We start from the raw sequence: 16,861 nt of genomic DNA on the forward strand, positions 1-16,861 counted from the left end.
GATCGTTATAACGGGTTTTTCAAGGACAATTAAATGCTTAACTACAACTTGCTCGAAACTCGCATCGATGAATTTGCCAAAACCTTTGCCGAAGCTAAACCTTTTAGACACCTGATTGTTGATGACTTTTTAGTACCAGAAGTAGCCGCCGAAGCTTTCAGCGTTTTTCCCAAAATGGAAGAAATGGATACGCTGAAAGATTTTAGACAGTATAAAGCTCAAGACCCAGCTATTGATAAGTTCAATCCCGTTTTTAGCCAAATTATATTTAAACACCTACAATCCCCCCGCTTCCTGGAAATTATGACCAAAATCAGCGGCATTCCCAACCTGCTTGCCGATGGACAGTTATATGCATCAGGACTGGCTCAGGGGGCTAATGGCAGCTTCTTAAACGTTCATATCGATAACAGCTCTCACCCTAAGACAAAACACTATCGCAGGCTGAATCTTCTGGTTTATTTAAACAAGTATTGGACCCAAGAAAAGGGAGGACACTTAGAACTCTGGTCAGCAGATATGTCCGATTCAGTAGCGATTCTACCTACCTTTAATCGCATGGTAATTTTTGCGACCGATAAACAGTCTTGGCACGGTCATCGCCACGTCAACACCCCAGACGGAGATACGCGCAAGTCTATTAATATCTATTATTTTACCGAAGAATCGCCCGATAAAACAGATTATTACCACGTTACAAGTTTCCGAGCCAGAAAAAATGAAATCCTCAATCAAGTACTCTACCCAGTCGATAATATGGTTCGCACGATGGCTCGTAATATCAGGCAAAAAAAAGATCAACATGCTGTTTTGTTTGATAAGAATCAGAAGCAAAATGACCAGTGAATTAGCATAAATGAAAACAATTGTATAATTAGCAAATGTCCTACTCTCAACGCATTCTTCAGCAAGGCAACCAACTTACTCGTCTCGCTCATCGCTCTAGATTTAGTGCAGTTTTAGATGCGATTGGTAGCGAAAAATATACACAGGCACTCGACTATGGCTGTGGCGATGGTTGGCTGCTTAAAAACGCTTACGATCGCGGCATCATCACCTCTGGAATTGGTGTCGATATTGAGCCGTCGTTGCTATCAGCTAGTCAGGAAATATTCGCCGATATCCCCAATTTTAATTTTTTCCATGTCCGCGACATTGCTGAAAAAATACCCCCGCACAGTTGCGATTTAATTTTTTGCACCGAAACCCTAGAACATGTAGATAATGCAGAAAAAGCACTCGAGCGAATGCTCCAGTGCAGTAAATCTAATGCCAAAATGATTATCTCAGTGCCAATTGAATTAGGGCCATCGCTTTTAGTCAAACAAGTTGGACGCTATTTAGCTAACCTCAAAGGTGGATACGGTTACGAACGATATAGTCCAAGCGAATTATTTTATGCCGCAATTCTCTGGGATACTAATAGTTTTCCCTCCTCTCACTCGTTAAACGAAACCAACAAAGCTCACAAGGGATTTGATTATAGAAAAATGGAAAAATTGCTACAGGATAAAGTAAAAATTGATCGAATAATTTTCTCCCCTTTTCCCTGGTTTGGCAACCGGCTGAACAGCACGGTGATTTGGATTTGTAGAACTTAAATTTTGGATAAAAATACTATGTCGGGCATAAAACGAACTATTAAGAATTTGGGAAAACGCCATCTTAGAAATATGCTTGAATTTGGGCAAAAAATTGGAATTTCTATTCTGCCGCTTCATTTTTATTCAGAAGTTCCAGATTTGCAAGAATTGAGGAAAGAAGATTATTGGAAGCAACCCCACAGCATGTTCGGTGTGAATGGAAACGATCTCCAAAGTCAGCTTTCTTTTGTCAAAGAGTGCTGTAGCGAAGAATTGCAAGACAGACTAAAGAAAGGAGATATATACCCTCATGCTTGTGCAGAAAATGGAGAACCAGGTTTTGGATTGATAGAAGCTGATTTCTTGTTCTGCTTTGTATGCAGTAAGCGTCCAAAACGGATTATTCAAGTGGGTTGTGGCGTTTCCACATCTGTCATGCTGCTTGCCAGTCAGGAATCAGACTATCAACCGGAAATAATTTGCATTGAGCCTTACCCGACTGAGTTTTTGCAAAAATCTGACAAAATGGGTAAAATAACGCTAATTCCTGAGAAAGCTCAAAAAATTTCTTTAGATATTTTAACAAACTTGGGTGATGAAGGAATGCTGTTCATCGATTCCACTCATACCGTCAAACCAGGAAGTGAGGTGAATCGGTTGATTCTGGAAGTATTGCCAAGATTAAAACCAGGAAGTTTTGTTCACTTTCACGATATCTACTTTCCCTATGAATATAGCAGAGATATACTGAGCAAAGCTTTGTTTTTTCCAAATGAGACTGTTTTATTACATGCGTTTTTAATCAATAATAAAAATTACTGCATCAAAGCATCACTTAGTATGCTGCATTATGCAAAAAAAGAAGAAGTTCAAAAACTTCTTCCTAACTATGAGCCAGAAGCTAACGAATATGGCCTAGAAGTATCAGATGCCAGGGGTCATTTCCCTTCATCTGTATATCTCCAAGTTATATAGTAAATTAGATAGAAACACTGCATAAAAATATAACTATAATGTTTAACTCAAAACTTAAAACTTAAAACGGTTGACACTCCCCGGTCTCTTGACGCGGGGATTCTTAAGAGATTTTCACCCTTAACGGAGTTGCCAAGACTCCTCTAGACACTAGGTTGAAACCATCGTGCTTACTTTTGATTCCGATATTGCAAGCCCCATTACAGTCCGCGTTGACCAGCCAGCCCCCAGCAGTGCGGTAAAGTCCCCGCTTGACTCGCTTACCGCTGAATCGATATTCAGTCGGATTATCGGCATTGTAGGTCGGCAAACTATCACCATCCAACGCACTTGCTTTCGAGGTGTACGATTCTTCCTGCTCCTTAAACTGCAAGCCATAGCGCTCACAGAGCGATTGCAGTTTCAATCTCAGCAGGGAATGCGGAATCTGCACAAAGTTTTGATTGTTGCGCTTACCAATATTGATGTCTTGCTTCATGCCAGGATTGAAGCCGACAATCACGGTTCCAATCTGACTGGTAATGCAGAAATCAATAATGTATCGCGCCGCTTTGTTCAGATAGTCTCTGACTTGATTATTGCGCTTGCGAGTCAGCCTTGCTTGTCGCTCGGTTGTTCCTTTAATCCCCTGCAAATCTTTGATGCTTTGCAAATTGGCGTTGACCTTGTTGAACCACTGGTTAATTGCTTTGAGCGGTTTTCCATCCACGATAAAGGATGCCCCAGTATTACTAACACAAGTTGCCAGATTGTTCAGTCCCAAATCAATTGCAAGTGCTTGATTGGGGTCTACAGGTTGCGGTTCTGCTTCCTGCTCCACAATGTATTCGACTTCAAAAAATCGAGCATTGTATTTAGGCAGAATCCGAACTTCTTTGAGCTTCCTTCCTTGCAACCGCTCTGGAAACGGAATGCGAACCCTTGCGAATTGCTTTTTGAAAGCGTTCGACATCGGCACCTCAAAGAATCCGTCCTTCACTTTGATACGCGGCACGATCAACGGGAAATACCCGTCTTTGGGCAAGTATTTCGGCAATCGAATCTGCTCAAAGCGGTACAGTCCGTTTTTTGCTGCCTGAATCAACTTGAAGAACGAACGAAACGAGCGGTCTACCACTTTCAAGGTTTGTTGAGCGATATCAGTGTTGAGAAGCTGATAGTTCTCGTTCCCCTTGCAGTGGTGATAGTTCGATTCATATCGAAGATATTTCTGTTCAGAAAAATAGAACTGCCTAACCGAGTAAAGCCCTACGTTGTAGAGGTTTTTGCTCAGCCTGCACAGTTCTCTCAAAGCCGTGAATTCAGGCTTGCTGAGTCCGCGAATTTGGTTTTTCTGAGTCAGATACATAACAGTACTCTCGCTATATCTGATTATATCAGCGAAAGTAGGGTAAAAGTGCAAGCGATGGTCTGCTTTGACTGTAGGCGGCTTTAGCCCCGCGTGTCGCTTTTCCTCCCAGGGCTGAAGCCACTGGGTTTCGGAGGTTCTTTATGAAATTACCGGCAAAATACTGGATACCAGGGGGATCGATCGCACTTTTAGTCGCCACTGAATTAACCCTCAGATTCGCCTTTGGCTTGGGAAGACCTGTTTTAGTCCAAGCCGATCCCCAAACCGGGTATCGATTTCAACCGAATCAAAAAGTATTTCGATTTGGCAAAAGAGTTGAGTACAACCAGTATTCTCAACGCTCCGAACCTATTACATCCCAAAAACCACCGGGAAAGCTGAGAATTTTGATGGTAGGAGACTCGGTGCTAAACGGCGGCAATCCCACCGATCAGAGTCAAACAATTACCGAATTATTTGAAGCAAAGTTAGCTGCATCCGGGCAAAAAGCCGAAATTCTCAACGCCTCGGCTGGTTCTTGGGGCATCGGCAACCAATTAGGATATCTGCGGGAATTTGGTACGTTTAACGCCGATGCCGTCATCCTGCAAATCGGCACCCACGATCTGACTCAACCTACCAGCAATAGCGCTAACGTTGGCAATCACCCAGCTTTTCCCACACAAGCGCCCCTGTTGGCAATTCAAGATGCTTGGACTCGCTATCTTTGGCCTGCCTTAGCTGGTAAATTAGGGCTTAACTCATCGGGAGCGGATTTTTCAGCTTCGCCTACGTCCCAAGATCCGGAGCAACAGTATCAGCAAAACATGCAGCTGCTCAAAGAAATAGTAAAGTTAGTTCGCAGCCAGAATATACCCGTTTTTGTCCTGTTCACGCCGAATCGGGACGATTTGATCCCCAAGGCTAACCAGCCCAAGTACAAATCCCAGTTTCTGCGGTTGTTATTGACTTTGCAGGTTCCTATCATTGACTCTCATCAAGCCTGGTCAACCTTGCCCCCAACAACGGTAGAATCCTACTTTCGAGATCAAGTGCATTTGAACGTGGCAGGGAATGGTGCGATCGCCCTTGAGCTGTTTGGGCAACTTTGCATCCGTCGTCAGTTACCAGCTTGCGCTCCCTTAGGGCGTTCTCCTTCCCCAGGTAGTCGTTAAACCATCTTGCAGCAACGAGGGGTCTTTGGGAATGAGTTAATCGCGCGAAAAAGGCCGATCTAGATCTATACAGTTTGTGGGGGTTAAAATCCGGAATCTTGACGGAAGACTTTGTAGTGGCCTAAATAAAAGTTTCATTGCAGGTCACAGGCAGAAGCAGAAAGCCGCTCACCAACCCTGCCTTTGAAGCCCCAGATCTTTAAACCGGGGAGGATGGCAGTACCGGAGTTGGTTGAAAATTGTTCATTGTTGCTTTCGTTTTTGACCTGGCAGAAACCTTTAGGGCATGATAATTGGGACTTTATAGGAGGGGGGTATAAATTGTACCAGTCCGCGACTCATAAGCAAGGTGGCATCGGTAATGATAAAGCTCAAAAACTACAGCCTTCGATTAGACTGTCGATTATTACCCAGTTTTATCCGCCCGATTACGCCGCTACCGGACAGCTAATCGAAGAGCTAGCGATTCAGTTGAGAAATACTGGCACTTACGTCCACATTTTTACGGGACAGCCTGGTTACGCTTTCCAAAAAAAATCAGCGCCAACCATCGAACGAAAAGACAAACTGCTGATTAGGCGATCGCGCACTGCCAGACTTTGGCCTAAACGAATTCGCGGCAAAGCCATCAACGGCCTTTTATTTTGCCTGCGTTCGGCATTCCATTTACTCAAAAACTGCTGGCGGGGCGATGTTTTGCTCCTCACCACCGCACCGCCGTTTTTACCGTTGCTGGGCTATTTAGCTCACCTGATCTTTAAACTGCCCTACGTTTGTTTGCTCTACGACTTGTATCCCGATGTCGCCGTCGAACTGCAAGTCGTCTCCGAAACGCACTGGATGGTTCGCTTTTGGCACCTCGTTAACCAAGAAATCTGGAAACATGCCGCTGGCATCATCGTCCTCAGCCCCAGCATGGAAAAGCGGATTGTGGCAAAATGCCCAGAGGTGGCGGATAAAATTGCCGTAATTCACAGTTGGGCCAATCCTGATTGGATCGTTCCCCTGGCAAAACAAGATAATTGGTTTGCCCACAAGCACAATTTAGTTGACAAATTTACCGTTCTCTACTCTGGCAACATGGGGCGCTGTCACGATATGGAGACGATCCTGGAAGCGGCAAGTTTGCTGCGAAATGAGCCGATCCAATTTGTCTTCATCGGCGACGGTGCCAAGCGTAAAATTTGCCTGGAACAAGCCGAAACCTTGGGCTTGACCAATTGTTTATTTTTGCCTTATCAAGACAAACAATACCTTCCCTACTCTCTGACTGCTTGCGACTTGTCCTTAGTCAGCATCAGTCCGGGAATGGAAGGATTGGTTGCTCCCAGCAAACTTTACGGTATCTTGGCAGCAGGGCGTCCGGTAGGGGTGATCTGTGAAGAACATTCCTATTTACGCCAGCTGATAGACGACGCCGATTGCGGTGCGGCTTTCCAGAATCATGATGCCCAGGGTCTAGCTGAGTATATTCGCCACTTGGCTAAAGATCCCGAACTGGCGCATCAGATGGGCAAAGCGGGGCGGCGCTACCTCAAATCAAACTTCACGTTGGAAATTATTGCTAGACAATATTCCCAAATGCTTTACCAAGCATTGCGCGACAATGTAGAACCGGAAGCTTCTATCGTCGTTGAACAAGTGCAGTAGTGAATCAAGATTCAGGGTGGGCTATTTTGATTCGGGGTTAAGGCGACTCATTTCCCAAGTTGTGTAAGTTCCGATGGGACTCCATATTATATAAGGGACTAGCAACAAAGCCGCCCACCCAGAAATTTGCCACACTGTTAAGGTCAGCAAGACACCCAAAATGGCACCAACTCCCCCGACAATGGTGCCTGCTTGAAGACTGCGAAGCCTTAACATCACTGGGTTAAATGCGACAATCGTAATTTCTACTAAGAGGTAAAAGCCCATCAGCAGCCACGTTCTAGGGCTGCCTGGGTCTTTTTCCCAGACAATATAAGCAGACCAAGCACCGCAAATAAAAATAATCGTCCAAATAATGGGGATGGCAGGTTCAAAGGTTAGCCACTTGGGACGCTGCAAGCGCTTGAACCACTTTAGATCGTCCGGCGTCACCAAGTTACTACCCAGCGCCACTAAAAAAGTAACCGCCCCAATTACCATCCAGGATCTAATCATATTCCTACCCGCTTCCTGCACCGCATCTGTTGCGATTGTGTCAATTTCAGGGGCGAGTTTAATCAGTCGTTGGTCGGAATTGCGATCGCGGTGTGATGCGCGCGCCTAGCGTGCGGTCGGCATATCGCTTACCCTCTTCACCTAATTCATATCATGTCCGCAAGCATCGAACCTCGCATAAACAAGGGATATAGGATGTCTGCCTTATACAAAGATAGTCTGTAAAACCCACAGAATAACAAATGCTTTGAACACAATATATGCAGTCTATGCGGGTTAAAATCCGGAATTCGTTAGAGGCACGATCAACACTCAGTAGCAACCACGAAACTTTGCGAGGATTAAGTTATGTCAAAATCAAGCCGAGTTGCCCAAAACTATATTCCTAAAGTGAAACTAGCTCTCAAGCGTAATGGTTTTCCTAGCCAGAGGGCTTTTGCTACTGAGATGGGAATGTGTAGAAACACCATCGGCAACTTTGTTAATGGCAGACCTGTTCAGCACAATTATTTTGTAGAAATTAGCGATAAATTGGGATTGGATTGGCAAGCTATCGCCTACATAGAAGAATCTTTACCCGGAGAAACTGATATAGTTCCTAATACGCCGCCAAATCCATCCGAGGGAAATCATCAAAACAGCAATATATACACGAACGTCAATATTTTGGAAAATTTAGTGGAAGCATTAAAGCAAGCAACACAAGCTAGCGAAGCAGCCTTATATACGGCGCAAAGAACCTTAGATGCAATGGAAAACTTAATTGAGCAGCTAAAACAAGGAGTGTAATTAAAGCGATCGCTTACCCTCCTCACCTAATTGAAATCCTGTCCGCTGCATCAAGAAGGGGCGGGTTTATATAGGATGTCTGCCTTCCCCAAAGATAGTCTGTAAAACCCGCCCCTACATCAATCGAAATATAGCAAGAATTACGCAAGGGCGTTGCCAGAAACCCGGTTTCGACCTCGATCTCGAGTTTCCTCTCCCAACGATTTTTCGGATCGCCCTTTGTTTCTTTGCGTAAGTCCTGTATAGGATAAATTTGCAACCAAGCATGAATATCACTCGCCTGTGGATTTCATGCTTTGGTTGTAAGCTGCTACGCATTTAAATCCAATAAAGAGGCGGGCAAGATGCCCACCCCACAAGAAGAAGGTAAAATTTGGCTCTCAAATTAGGTGCTTAGCAGCTTAGTGCGATCGCACACCCTAGGATCCCCAAAGCGAGCGCGAGTTTTTGCAGATGGCGAAATGAGATAAAAACTTTATCTATGCATGGGAAGATGCTTTCTTTTTCCTCAAAAGCCAGCCAAAACCCAGCATACTTAGCCCAAAAACTGTACCTGGTTCCGGTACTGAAGTCGAGGTTGGTTCTTCACGCAATGTGTATTTCCAAGTTCCTGCACCCGAACTAATAATATTTGTAGGAACCCGATCGAAGAACAGAAATGAAAAATTAGAGTTTGGAGAGAAATTAATAAAATATGACCCACCCCCGAAGATACTACTATAGTCTGTCAAGTAAAATTTCACTTTATCTAGTTCTCCTCCTGGGAGGAAATATGCGGCAGTATTCACACTACCTCTAGGATTGGTAAATCTTAAGTAAGAAAAAGGAGGGTCTTGTGGTGCCCGCGAATTATTGTATACCACATCTTTTTCTGTGTAGGTTTTACCAAAAAAATCAAAACTGAAGTCTGACACCAGGAAATAAGGAATGTAACCGGCTCTAGTGAAACTGCTAGGTGCTGATTCATCGTAGCTGAAAAAACCACTATACTGGTTGCCCAACAACGAACCGCTAGTGATATTCACAGTAAAATCATAGGTGATAATAGCCGCATTTGCCGGGTGAGTTTCCATCACAGCTAAGCTTAAAACTGTTCCAGCAGTCGCTAATGCTAATTTTTGGTAGATTCTGTTAGCCATACTTACTCCTTCAATTTGGGTTGATATCTGTCCTTTGTGGATTTCATGCTTTGGTTATAGTGCGATCGCACACCCTACTCTGGCCAAAGCGATCGCGAGTTTTTGCAGATGGCGAATTGCATCTATGCATGAGAAGATGCTTTCTTTTTCCGCAAAAGCCAGCCAAAACCCAACATACTTAGCCCAAAAATAGTACTGGGTTCCGGTACTGCAGTCGGCGGAGTTGTACGCAGCGAAGCGGTTCCACTTCCATTTCCTCCTGGGATAGCTTCACCAGGTTTATGAGGCAGTTGATAAGTAAAAGAAAACCCACGTGGCGAGCCGAACAAAGTAAAGAAACCGGGAAAAGGAGGCCGCAAAGGATTAAATGTGGAAAATGCGAAACCAACAAGCTCACCCCCTCGCGGTATCAAAACCAGTCGCCCAGACGGGTCGGTAACGACTTCACCCCCTCTAAATTGTAAAGGAAGACTAGAGGGAAACACACGACCATCAATAAATAATTGAGAGGGGGTATTAGTTCTTTGCGGGAAGTCAAAATTGAATTCTGTTACGTCGAAAAAAGGAAGAAGTAGACCACCTGCACCAGAGGGAGAAGCGTCATCGTAGCTGAAAAAACCACTATATTGGTTGCCAAGTAACGGGCCATCAGTGATATTTACATTGAAATCATAGGTGATAGTGGCAGCTTGAACTGAAGCAGTTTCCATCACAGCTAAGCTCAAAACTGTTCCAGCAGTCGCTAATGCTAATTTTTGGTAGATGCTGTTAGCCATACTTACTCCTTCAATTTGGGTTGATATCTGTCCTTTGTGGATTTCATGCTTTGGTTATAGTGCGATCGCACACCCTACTCTGGCCAAAGCGATCGCGAGTTTTTGAAGATGGCGAATTGGGATAAAAACTTTATCTATGCATGGGAAGATGCTTTCTTTTTCCTCAAAAGCCAGCCAAAACCCAACATACTTAGCCCAAAAACTGTACCTGGTTCCGGTACTGAATTCGAGGGCGGTTCCTTACGCAATGTGTAATTCCAAGTTCCCGAACCCCTACTTGTAGGGTAATAAGGAAACCGCTCGAAGAACGAAAAGGAAAAACTAGAGTTTTCCTCGAAATTAATCATATATGACCCAATTCCCTGTCCGCCAATATCTGTCAAGTAAAAATTCGCTCTTGTGAGTTCTCCTCCTGGAATTAAAAAGAATCTACGATCCATAATTAATTGAGGCTTGCTAAATCTTAGGTAAGAAAAAGGAGGAATGGCTATGCCCTTTAACGTGCCATATCTTAGATTATTTTCTGTGTAGGTTTTACCAAGAAACTCAAAACTGAAATCTGACGGCGCGAAATAAGGATATAAAAGTTCAGATACCCCGCTAGGTTCTGAATCATTGTAGCTGAAAAGCCCTGTACCTTACCTGTGGAAGTATGAATTGCCTTTAAAATCACCGTTTGTAAGATGCACAGTGAAATCATAGGTGATAGTGGCAGCTTGAACTGAAGCAGTTTCCATCACAGCTAAGCTCAAAACTGTTCCAGCAGTCGCTAATGCTAATTTTTGGTAGATGCTGTTAGCCATACTTACTCCTTCACTTTGGGCTGATATCTGCCCCTACTGATTTCATCCTTTGGGTAGATGCCGCATCTGTCTTATGCAATCGGCGCTCGGCATCAGCTTTCACACATCCAGCATCTTGATGTCAAGAGTACAAACCCCGATGTTAATTATCAATATTTTTTCGGCATGTTCATCGAAAATTCACAAATCAGGGTGTTTTATGAAGGAAATAAAAATAACAGGACTTACGCACGACGAGAAAAGAAACAAACGTGAGACCGTCGTTCGCGCTAGCGTTGGGAGGCATATCTCTGGTTGCCAAACCAACGATTTTTCGGATCGCCCTTTGTTTCTTGGCGTAAGTCCTGAAGAAGTGCTAACGCAACAGCTAGGAGAATTTCCAACCTGTTCTCTACTTACGTATTTATACGTATATAATTTGTATCCTCGCCAGTGAAATCGCGGCTAGAAAAACAAAACCCGCCTGGGCGGGTGATGGAAGACTTCGCTCCTACCCCCTTCACCTACAGGACTTACGCAAACACCAAAGTTTCTATGAAAAATCGTCGGTTTGGTAACTAGAGATCGCAGCAAGAAACTTTGGTGATAGACTTGTCCTGCGTAAGTCCTGACCAAATCGAGATCATACTCCCCTGGCTAATGTCAGTAAAAATCCTATATTAGCAATTAGCAATTAGCAACGCCCTTGTTTATAACTAGCAACTTGCATTAGGATAATAATATTATTCTTCACCGAACCAATCTCGCATTTTCTGTTTCGCTTGCTGTTTCACTTCATCGTTAATATAGATTGCTACAGTCGCTATAGCGGCTAGCAATACGCCCAAATCGTCTGTATATCCCACAACGGGAAAAATATCGGGAACCGCATCAACTGGAAATACAAAATATGCTAATGCTCCCAAGATAACCGTTCTTGCCCACACAGGTACTTTGGGATTTTGAAGGGCATAGTAAAGTAACAAAGCTTTTTCTACGACTTCCTTTCCCGCTACTAAAGCAAAATTTTTCAGTTTCTCCCAGAAACTTTCTTCTGAATAAGTTAATGGATCGTATAGATTCGTTGTTGTTCCTTTTGCATCGATTAAATTCAGAGGAATACCTGCTGCTTTTAGCTTATCGACAGCAGCCTTTACATATTTGACCCCCGGTTTTTTATCCTCGCCTTGTCGAAATTCTCTAATAGTTTGAATAAACTCCTCTATCGCCTTTACTTGAGCGTCTGAAATCCTTAGTTCTTTTTTCGCTAATTCAAGCGCCTGTTTTTCTTCCGGTTTGATAGCATTTCCTACCCAAGCAATGTTGATGAGAAAAAACATCACGCCTAAGCGCAGAATATCTTCGGATTCACTGAGGTTTTTCAAACACTCGTCTAATGCTGGGGGTGTGGTGACATAAGTTTGGATTTGATTTTTTACAGAGTCGGATAATTGAGCAAAGTCTATATTCTTAAAAATTAGATTAAGTTCTTCAATATCCACCGATCCATCTGCTGCCGCTATAGCAAACAAGGCTCCATAAAAAGCAAGGCTTTCGGTTTCAGGCAATTTGGCAAAAATATTTGGCTTAAACATGATAATTACCTATGGCAGTCGGTAGGGTAAGGATTGACCACCTACTAGCTTAACTGAATAGGCTGAAATTCGGGTTGTTTTTGGAAATCGCTGTTTGGATTTGAACCGCCAAGAAGCCAAGGACGCAGAGGAAAGAGAGAGATCGCACTTCGCTGTGCGATCTCTCAGTTAAAGTAGTTGTAGAACGACGAAATATGGGAAAAATACTTCACAGTTTCTCGGACTGGCAAATGCCTATTTTTCCTATATTTCGACTAACCTTACCTGGAGTAAATATCAAGCTACGACGCGAAGGCTTGCGGACAGAGAACCGCTAGGTGGAACCCGCGATTTTGGAAATTGCCAGCAGAGTCGGTAGTCGTAATAAACACGCCGTTGGGGTTACCAGCCCGCCCGACTACGGTGATTTGACCAGTCTGTTCGATGCCGGAAGTCGCGGAAGAACCGATGGTGGCGATGTACGCACCGCGAGTCACGTCACGGCTGAAAATTACCTCGTAAAAACCCGCGCCTAAGTTTGTTGACGAGACAGCAAAGAGTCCGCGCGCGAGAGTGCCATTAGCATTGACAACCGCGAACAATTGTTCCGGACCTGGGTTGTCAGGAGATGCTGCTGCAATTGCCATTTCCGATACTTCTTGGTTCGGCATCAGGTTGGTTTTCATTTCTAATTCTGTAGTCACGATTTATCTCCTTTTGTCAGTCAATTGGTTGTTTTTGTTTGCAGTCAGTCTTAAACAGCTAAAGCTTAAGCGCCGTTTCAATTTTGTCACCACCTAGATAATATTCTTTAACTTTTAAGACTAACTATTTCTTCTTTATGTATAACTGTTAATCCAATCGGCTGACAGTCGCTTTTTTGTGTTAAACACATTCGGGTTAGCTCAAGTGAGTGTCACTTATTTATGCGACATTTTTTTCTAGCGATCGCTATCCACTAGAGGCAGCAATAATGCAATTGGAGGGGTGAGGCTTTTAGAGCGATCCTAGGGAGCGCACTTTATTGCACGCTGTCGGTATTAAGGTCAATTTGATTGATTCAAATCAAGGACTTTGTAAGACTGATTTTGGAAAGCCATCGCAAATTTAGATGATTTTTTGAGCGGCACCACCCAATAGTCTATTGAATAGCGAAGCTGCATTTTTTTTACATCTTCATCTTCAAGTTTGTTATAGAGGTCGCCCAGTTTTCTTCTAGCCTTCAAATGATTCAGTCCATCTTCGGTAATGTCGAGACCAAGTGCATTAAGACGTTCTGCCCAAACTTCTACAAATGGTCTATGCCAAAGCATTGCGGCGGCATCATTCCAATTTACGAAAACTGAACGTTTTGCCAAAGCACGAAAATAAGTCCAATCACCCCAATTGGGCGGATTAAGAAATACGGCATCTTTAGAAGTCTTCAACCTTGCCCAATCGGCAAGTTGTTCGTAAACGTATGATGGTCTGCCAATCAGTGCATCGTTTATATTGCCAGTCTTCGCTAATTCCCTCCCAAAGTTTGTCACCCCTATCAAGAGAATCAAAATTGTTATAGCTAAAGACAAATACTTAGAATCTTCCATGCCAAGGATAAAGTACCTGACTGGTTTTAGGAGGACAGCAATCAGGAAAAATCCAACAATATAAACAATATAGGATTCAACCATAGGATGCAAAATTATAATGGTTGCTGCGAAAGCTGCTGCGTAAATATACCGCCGTTGACTACTTCTATTTTCTTCAATTCCAATTCCACAGATGGAAACTAGGGCAGTTCCCGCGATGCAATACCAAAAATCAGTACCTCTTACCGGATGCATCACCAGCATAGACGGCGACTTTGCCACATAAGCTGCTAAGACCGCATAAAGCAACCAAATTACGCTAACTACAGTGGCGATTGTCACAAATTTAAATAGTTTCTCTAGCTTGTGCTTATTTTTGTAGACTAGAGCAACAACTATAAAAAGTAAAACAGCAAACAGAGCAATGCCTTTTGGACTCCAAACATGGGGATAAAAATGCCAGGGGTAAAACAACTGACAGGCAATTAGCCACAAATCGTTATTAGTGGAAGTCCGGCTGAAGGCAGATAAAGTATGCAGTATAGCTGGAGAAGCTAATAGTAAAAATAGCCCAAAGGCGGCGAGCCATTTCTTCCATTCCTGCCGGTAATTTACATCTAGAATAAAAAATGCCCCGCAATAGGTTATTGCATAAACTCCATACATACTATTCAAATTAAAACCAATTGATAACCAAATAGCCCATGCAATTGGACGAGCCTTATAGAATGATGAAATTGCCAGTAAGAAAAAAGGAATTGCTAAGCCAGTTTGCTCAAGATAATTCGTTACTATTGTGCCTTCTCCAAAAATGGGTTTTACTCCCACTGCGAACATAGCCATTGTGCCAAACATAGCCAGCCAAGAATTCGGCACAAAGGTTTTGGCAAGATTTCCGGCAGCGTAGAGTAATAAGATTTTTTCTAACAATAAAAGGCTGAAAAATAATGGTTCTAGCGGTATATAACGATTAGCCAGAGCCACTAAAGGCCATAATTTAGAAGAATAGTTAGGTAGGGTAGCTACAAATGGATCGTTGGGATAAAGCGAAGTGTCGTTGAGTAAGTTTACTAGGGGGATTTGTAGGGATTGGTTGGCGTAATAAATATAGTATCTGTTAATTAAAAATGTACTTATTAGCAATGTTAAAAATGTCAATAAGTAAAAAATATTAGGACGAAATAAAGTAATTTTAATTTTTTCAATAATTACTTGTGCAGGTTGCTTATCTGGCATAATTCCTTCTTATCAGCTAGGTGCTAAGTTGGACTGGAGCAGAGAGTTCAAGTCTCGCTGCCCATTTTATAGCTCAATATTGATGTAACCGCAAATAGTTATAACGTCAAATATGGTGAATTAACTAAGAAGGTAAACTTTTCCCACTGGGAGCGTACGCATTCCCTCACAATAGCAGATGCGCCGACTCGTTCCCTAAAGTTTGGTAAAGAAACCCCACCAGGATCTTGACGCCTGTCCCCAATCCCGCTATGCTCTCTGTTTAAGGTTGCTGTAGTTTAACGACAGCAACCCGTGTCCGCCCAAAAATCTAGTACGCTGCCCAATGCCGCTTGCAACAGCAATGGACAGCTTGACCCCCACACTGTAAGGAGCAGTCTGGAGGCTAATTGAGAATTTTAACATTCTCCGTAGCCACCCTGCTTTGCGCTGCCTGCGGGGTGGCTAGATTTTTTGGTTCCAAATCCAAAAAACAGGAGAAAATATCATGGCAGAAAAGTTTATCTCGGACTCTGACGGAACTTCGCGTCCAAATTCTGACCCCGGAGAACCGGAACGGGAACCCATCGACTTTATGATTGTCGGTTCCCGCGAGGGGGTGATGGCAGAAATCCGCAAGTTTTACGTAATGGGATTTGCTCACGTGGATGAGTGGAGTCGCTTGACACCAGTACCCAATTCGGATCGGGTGATGACTATCCTGGTTCGCTACCGGAAAGTAGGATCTACCGATTCATCGAGTTGGAAATCGGGACGGTAATGTTTAGGTAAATTGAGATCTTGCACCGTAGCATTAGCCCGCTGTGGGAATAAATTCCCACAGCGAGCAGCCAAAGTCCGTTAAAACGGACGGGTTTGATGGCATTTAGTCGGTTTTAACCGACTTTCGCTAAAAGCCTTTGAAATTTATTTCCGGGCGGGTTGGGAGGCTGATGCAAGATCTCAACAAAGGCACTATTCCCGGTTGTTTGGCAGATCTATAACTTCCCAATTGAAGATTTTTGCCATAAACCGGGAATATGAACTTAGTATTTGTGGGTGAGCGATCGCGGATGCATATTATTAGCCGTAAAAAACTGCTAGAATTCTGCCAGCAACACGCTGATGCTTTCACACCTCTGGACAATTGGTATAGAAAGGCTAAGAAAGCAGAATGGCAAAGTCTAGATGATGTTCAGCAAGTTTACCCAAGTGCTGATGCTGTCGGCAATTTTACTGTTTTCAATATTAAAGGTAATGACTATAGACTTATTGTTAGTATTGAATATGAAATCCAATTTTTTTATGTCAAATACGTTTTAACTCATTCTGAATACAATAAGTAAAATTGGAAAAATGTCCCTTATTTTTGAGACAAATGCTGCTCGATATTTGCTAGCTGAAATTCAACCTCAAGTTATTACTAGCGAAGAGGAAAATGAGCGGTATCTTGAGATTGTCGAAGAGTTAATGGCTTGCAAGAACCGTACTCCCGAACAAAATGCTATTTTAAAGCTTTTAGTGCTTTTGATTGAAGAGTTTGAAGATGAACGCTATCCACTAACCATCGAAGGAATTAATTCCTTGCCTAATAGCTGAAGTGCGATCGCTTTTTTTTGAACCGCAGAGACGCAGAGGACGCAGAGGAAAGAGAGAGCGTCACGCTGCTATTAATGATGTATCTTCTTGCCAAGTTAGTAAAGGATCGAGTTTTCCTGATTCTGTAAAGGTTCTAGCTGCTAGCAGGCATCGCAGCAAGTCTACACACATTTTTGCTGGATATTCGCTTTCTTGTCCGCCTACAACCAAT

Annotated in this window: 19 protein-coding genes; 9 read left to right on the forward strand and 10 right to left on the reverse strand. The window is 43.3% G+C overall.

Annotated features, from left to right (window positions below; all coding sequences use genetic code 11):
- Positions 1–33 precede the first annotated feature (33 nt).
- Genes ACE1CM_RS36905 through ACE1CM_RS36915 form a run of 3 tightly spaced genes read left to right on the forward strand, consistent with a single transcriptional unit; the run spans position 34 to position 2,558 of the window.
- Positions 34–846 carry a 2OG-Fe(II) oxygenase gene (locus ACE1CM_RS36905; RefSeq protein ID WP_374883911.1) on the forward strand — a complete coding sequence of 271 codons (813 nt, stop codon included), beginning with the start codon at positions 34–36 and terminating at the stop codon, positions 844–846.
- A 35-nt stretch (positions 847–881) separates the two neighbouring features.
- Positions 882–1,601: a class I SAM-dependent methyltransferase gene (locus ACE1CM_RS36910; protein WP_374883912.1), complete on the forward strand. Its 720-nt coding sequence runs from the start codon at positions 882–884 to the stop codon at positions 1,599–1,601.
- A gap of 3 nt (positions 1,602–1,604) precedes the next feature.
- Complete coding sequence (locus tag ACE1CM_RS36915) at positions 1,605–2,558, forward strand: class I SAM-dependent methyltransferase (protein WP_374883913.1); 954 nt, start codon at positions 1,605–1,607, stop codon at positions 2,556–2,558.
- Positions 2,559–2,661: 103 nt separating this feature from the next.
- Here the strand turns inward: ACE1CM_RS36915 and ACE1CM_RS36920 are convergent, their stop codons facing one another.
- Positions 2,662–3,906 carry an RNA-guided endonuclease InsQ/TnpB family protein gene (locus ACE1CM_RS36920; RefSeq protein WP_374883915.1) on the reverse strand — a complete coding sequence of 415 codons (1,245 nt, stop codon included), beginning with the start codon at positions 3,904–3,906 and terminating at the stop codon, positions 2,662–2,664.
- A gap of 143 nt (positions 3,907–4,049) precedes the next feature.
- Between ACE1CM_RS36920 and ACE1CM_RS36925 the strand changes: the two genes are divergently transcribed.
- Positions 4,050–5,063 carry an SGNH/GDSL hydrolase family protein gene (locus ACE1CM_RS36925; protein ID WP_374883916.1) on the forward strand — a complete coding sequence of 338 codons (1,014 nt, stop codon included), beginning with the start codon at positions 4,050–4,052 and terminating at the stop codon, positions 5,061–5,063.
- 321 nt (positions 5,064–5,384) lie between these two features.
- Positions 5,385–6,713 (forward strand): glycosyltransferase family 4 protein, encoded by a 1,329-nt coding sequence (locus ACE1CM_RS36930; protein WP_374883917.1) that lies wholly within the window; start codon positions 5,385–5,387, stop codon positions 6,711–6,713.
- Positions 6,714–6,734: 21 nt separating this feature from the next.
- On the opposite strand, the gene ACE1CM_RS36935 is transcribed toward ACE1CM_RS36930, so the two are convergent.
- A complete protein-coding gene (locus tag ACE1CM_RS36935) occupies positions 6,735–7,208 on the reverse strand; it encodes a TspO/MBR family protein (RefSeq protein ID WP_374883918.1) in 474 nt (157 codons plus the stop codon).
- 348 nt (positions 7,209–7,556) lie between these two features.
- On the opposite strand from ACE1CM_RS36935, the gene ACE1CM_RS36940 reads away from it, so the two are divergent.
- Positions 7,557–7,997 carry a hypothetical protein gene (locus tag ACE1CM_RS36940; protein ID WP_374883919.1) on the forward strand — a complete coding sequence of 147 codons (441 nt, stop codon included), beginning with the start codon at positions 7,557–7,559 and terminating at the stop codon, positions 7,995–7,997.
- A gap of 479 nt (positions 7,998–8,476) precedes the next feature.
- On the opposite strand, the gene ACE1CM_RS36945 is transcribed toward ACE1CM_RS36940, so the two are convergent.
- The 7 genes from ACE1CM_RS36945 to ACE1CM_RS36975 all read right to left on the reverse strand — a co-directional run bounded on the left by ACE1CM_RS36945 (position 8,477) and on the right by ACE1CM_RS36975 (position 15,072).
- Complete coding sequence (locus ACE1CM_RS36945; RefSeq protein ID WP_374883920.1) at positions 8,477–9,136, reverse strand: PEP-CTERM sorting domain-containing protein; 660 nt, start codon at positions 9,134–9,136, stop codon at positions 8,477–8,479.
- A gap of 122 nt (positions 9,137–9,258) precedes the next feature.
- Positions 9,259–9,912: a PEP-CTERM sorting domain-containing protein gene (locus tag ACE1CM_RS36950; RefSeq protein ID WP_374883921.1), complete on the reverse strand. Its 654-nt coding sequence runs from the start codon at positions 9,910–9,912 to the stop codon at positions 9,259–9,261.
- Positions 9,913–10,046: 134 nt separating this feature from the next.
- Positions 10,047–10,352: a PEP-CTERM sorting domain-containing protein gene (locus ACE1CM_RS36955; protein ID WP_374883922.1), complete on the reverse strand. Its 306-nt coding sequence runs from the start codon at positions 10,350–10,352 to the stop codon at positions 10,047–10,049.
- Positions 10,353–10,550: 198 nt separating this feature from the next.
- Positions 10,551–10,715: a hypothetical protein gene (locus ACE1CM_RS36960; protein WP_374883924.1), complete on the reverse strand. Its 165-nt coding sequence runs from the start codon at positions 10,713–10,715 to the stop codon at positions 10,551–10,553.
- 722 nt (positions 10,716–11,437) lie between these two features.
- Positions 11,438–12,289 carry a DUF1232 domain-containing protein gene (locus ACE1CM_RS36965; RefSeq protein ID WP_374883925.1) on the reverse strand — a complete coding sequence of 284 codons (852 nt, stop codon included), beginning with the start codon at positions 12,287–12,289 and terminating at the stop codon, positions 11,438–11,440.
- A gap of 281 nt (positions 12,290–12,570) precedes the next feature.
- The gene (locus ACE1CM_RS36970; protein WP_374883926.1) at positions 12,571–12,972 is read right to left on the reverse strand and encodes a hypothetical protein; all 402 of its coding nucleotides are present in this window, start codon (positions 12,970–12,972) and stop codon (positions 12,571–12,573) included.
- Between the two features lie 342 nt (positions 12,973–13,314).
- Complete coding sequence (locus ACE1CM_RS36975) at positions 13,315–15,072, reverse strand: DUF6798 domain-containing protein (protein ID WP_374883927.1); 1,758 nt, start codon at positions 15,070–15,072, stop codon at positions 13,315–13,317.
- 487 nt (positions 15,073–15,559) lie between these two features.
- On the opposite strand from ACE1CM_RS36975, the gene ACE1CM_RS36980 reads away from it, so the two are divergent.
- The 3 genes from ACE1CM_RS36980 (at position 15,560) to ACE1CM_RS36990 (ending at position 16,650) form a co-directional block, all read left to right on the forward strand.
- Positions 15,560–15,832: a hypothetical protein gene (locus ACE1CM_RS36980; protein WP_374883928.1), complete on the forward strand. Its 273-nt coding sequence runs from the start codon at positions 15,560–15,562 to the stop codon at positions 15,830–15,832.
- 259 nt (positions 15,833–16,091) lie between these two features.
- Complete coding sequence (locus ACE1CM_RS36985; RefSeq protein WP_374883929.1) at positions 16,092–16,397, forward strand: type II toxin-antitoxin system HigB family toxin; 306 nt, start codon at positions 16,092–16,094, stop codon at positions 16,395–16,397.
- A gap of 10 nt (positions 16,398–16,407) precedes the next feature.
- Positions 16,408–16,650: a hypothetical protein gene (locus ACE1CM_RS36990; RefSeq protein ID WP_374883930.1), complete on the forward strand. Its 243-nt coding sequence runs from the start codon at positions 16,408–16,410 to the stop codon at positions 16,648–16,650.
- Between the two features lie 60 nt (positions 16,651–16,710).
- On the opposite strand, the gene ACE1CM_RS36995 is transcribed toward ACE1CM_RS36990, so the two are convergent.
- Positions 16,711–16,860, reverse strand: a complete 150-nt coding sequence (locus ACE1CM_RS36995) for an Imm1 family immunity protein (protein ID WP_374883703.1) — start codon at positions 16,858–16,860, stop codon at positions 16,711–16,713.
- Between the last annotated feature and the right edge of the window lies 1 nt (position 16,861).

The sequence above is a fragment of the Microseira sp. BLCC-F43 genome (assembly GCF_041929235.1).
GTDB lineage: Bacteria > Cyanobacteriota > Cyanobacteriia > Cyanobacteriales > Aerosakkonemataceae > Microseira.

Excerpts from the sequence above, each read along its gene's own strand:
- ACE1CM_RS36955 (WP_374883922.1), bottom strand. The coding sequence starts at position 10,352 with ATGGATCGTAGATTCTTTTTAATTCCAGGAGGAGAACTCACAAGAGCG.
- ACE1CM_RS36960 (WP_374883924.1), bottom strand. The coding sequence starts at position 10,715 with ATGGCTAACAGCATCTACCAAAAATTAGCATTAGCGACTGCTGGAACA.
- ACE1CM_RS36945 (WP_374883920.1), bottom strand. The coding sequence starts at position 9,136 with ATGGCTAACAGAATCTACCAAAAATTAGCATTAGCGACTGCTGGAACA.
- ACE1CM_RS36985 (WP_374883929.1), top strand. The coding sequence starts at position 16,092 with ATGAACTTAGTATTTGTGGGTGAGCGATCGCGGATGCATATTATTAGC.
- ACE1CM_RS36910 (WP_374883912.1), top strand. The coding sequence starts at position 882 with ATGTCCTACTCTCAACGCATTCTTCAGCAAGGCAACCAACTTACTCGT.
- ACE1CM_RS36950 (WP_374883921.1), bottom strand. The coding sequence starts at position 9,912 with ATGGCTAACAGCATCTACCAAAAATTAGCATTAGCGACTGCTGGAACA.
- ACE1CM_RS36980 (WP_374883928.1), top strand. The coding sequence starts at position 15,560 with ATGGCAGAAAAGTTTATCTCGGACTCTGACGGAACTTCGCGTCCAAAT.
- ACE1CM_RS36990 (WP_374883930.1), top strand. The coding sequence starts at position 16,408 with ATGTCCCTTATTTTTGAGACAAATGCTGCTCGATATTTGCTAGCTGAA.
- ACE1CM_RS36935 (WP_374883918.1), bottom strand. The coding sequence starts at position 7,208 with ATGATTAGATCCTGGATGGTAATTGGGGCGGTTACTTTTTTAGTGGCG.
- ACE1CM_RS36925 (WP_374883916.1), top strand. The coding sequence starts at position 4,050 with ATGAAATTACCGGCAAAATACTGGATACCAGGGGGATCGATCGCACTT.
- ACE1CM_RS36965 (WP_374883925.1), bottom strand. The coding sequence starts at position 12,289 with ATGTTTAAGCCAAATATTTTTGCCAAATTGCCTGAAACCGAAAGCCTT.
- ACE1CM_RS36905 (WP_374883911.1), top strand. The coding sequence starts at position 34 with ATGCTTAACTACAACTTGCTCGAAACTCGCATCGATGAATTTGCCAAA.
- ACE1CM_RS36920 (WP_374883915.1), bottom strand. The coding sequence starts at position 3,906 with ATGTATCTGACTCAGAAAAACCAAATTCGCGGACTCAGCAAGCCTGAA.
- ACE1CM_RS36940 (WP_374883919.1), top strand. The coding sequence starts at position 7,557 with ATGTCAAAATCAAGCCGAGTTGCCCAAAACTATATTCCTAAAGTGAAA.
- ACE1CM_RS36975 (WP_374883927.1), bottom strand. The coding sequence starts at position 15,072 with ATGCCAGATAAGCAACCTGCACAAGTAATTATTGAAAAAATTAAAATT.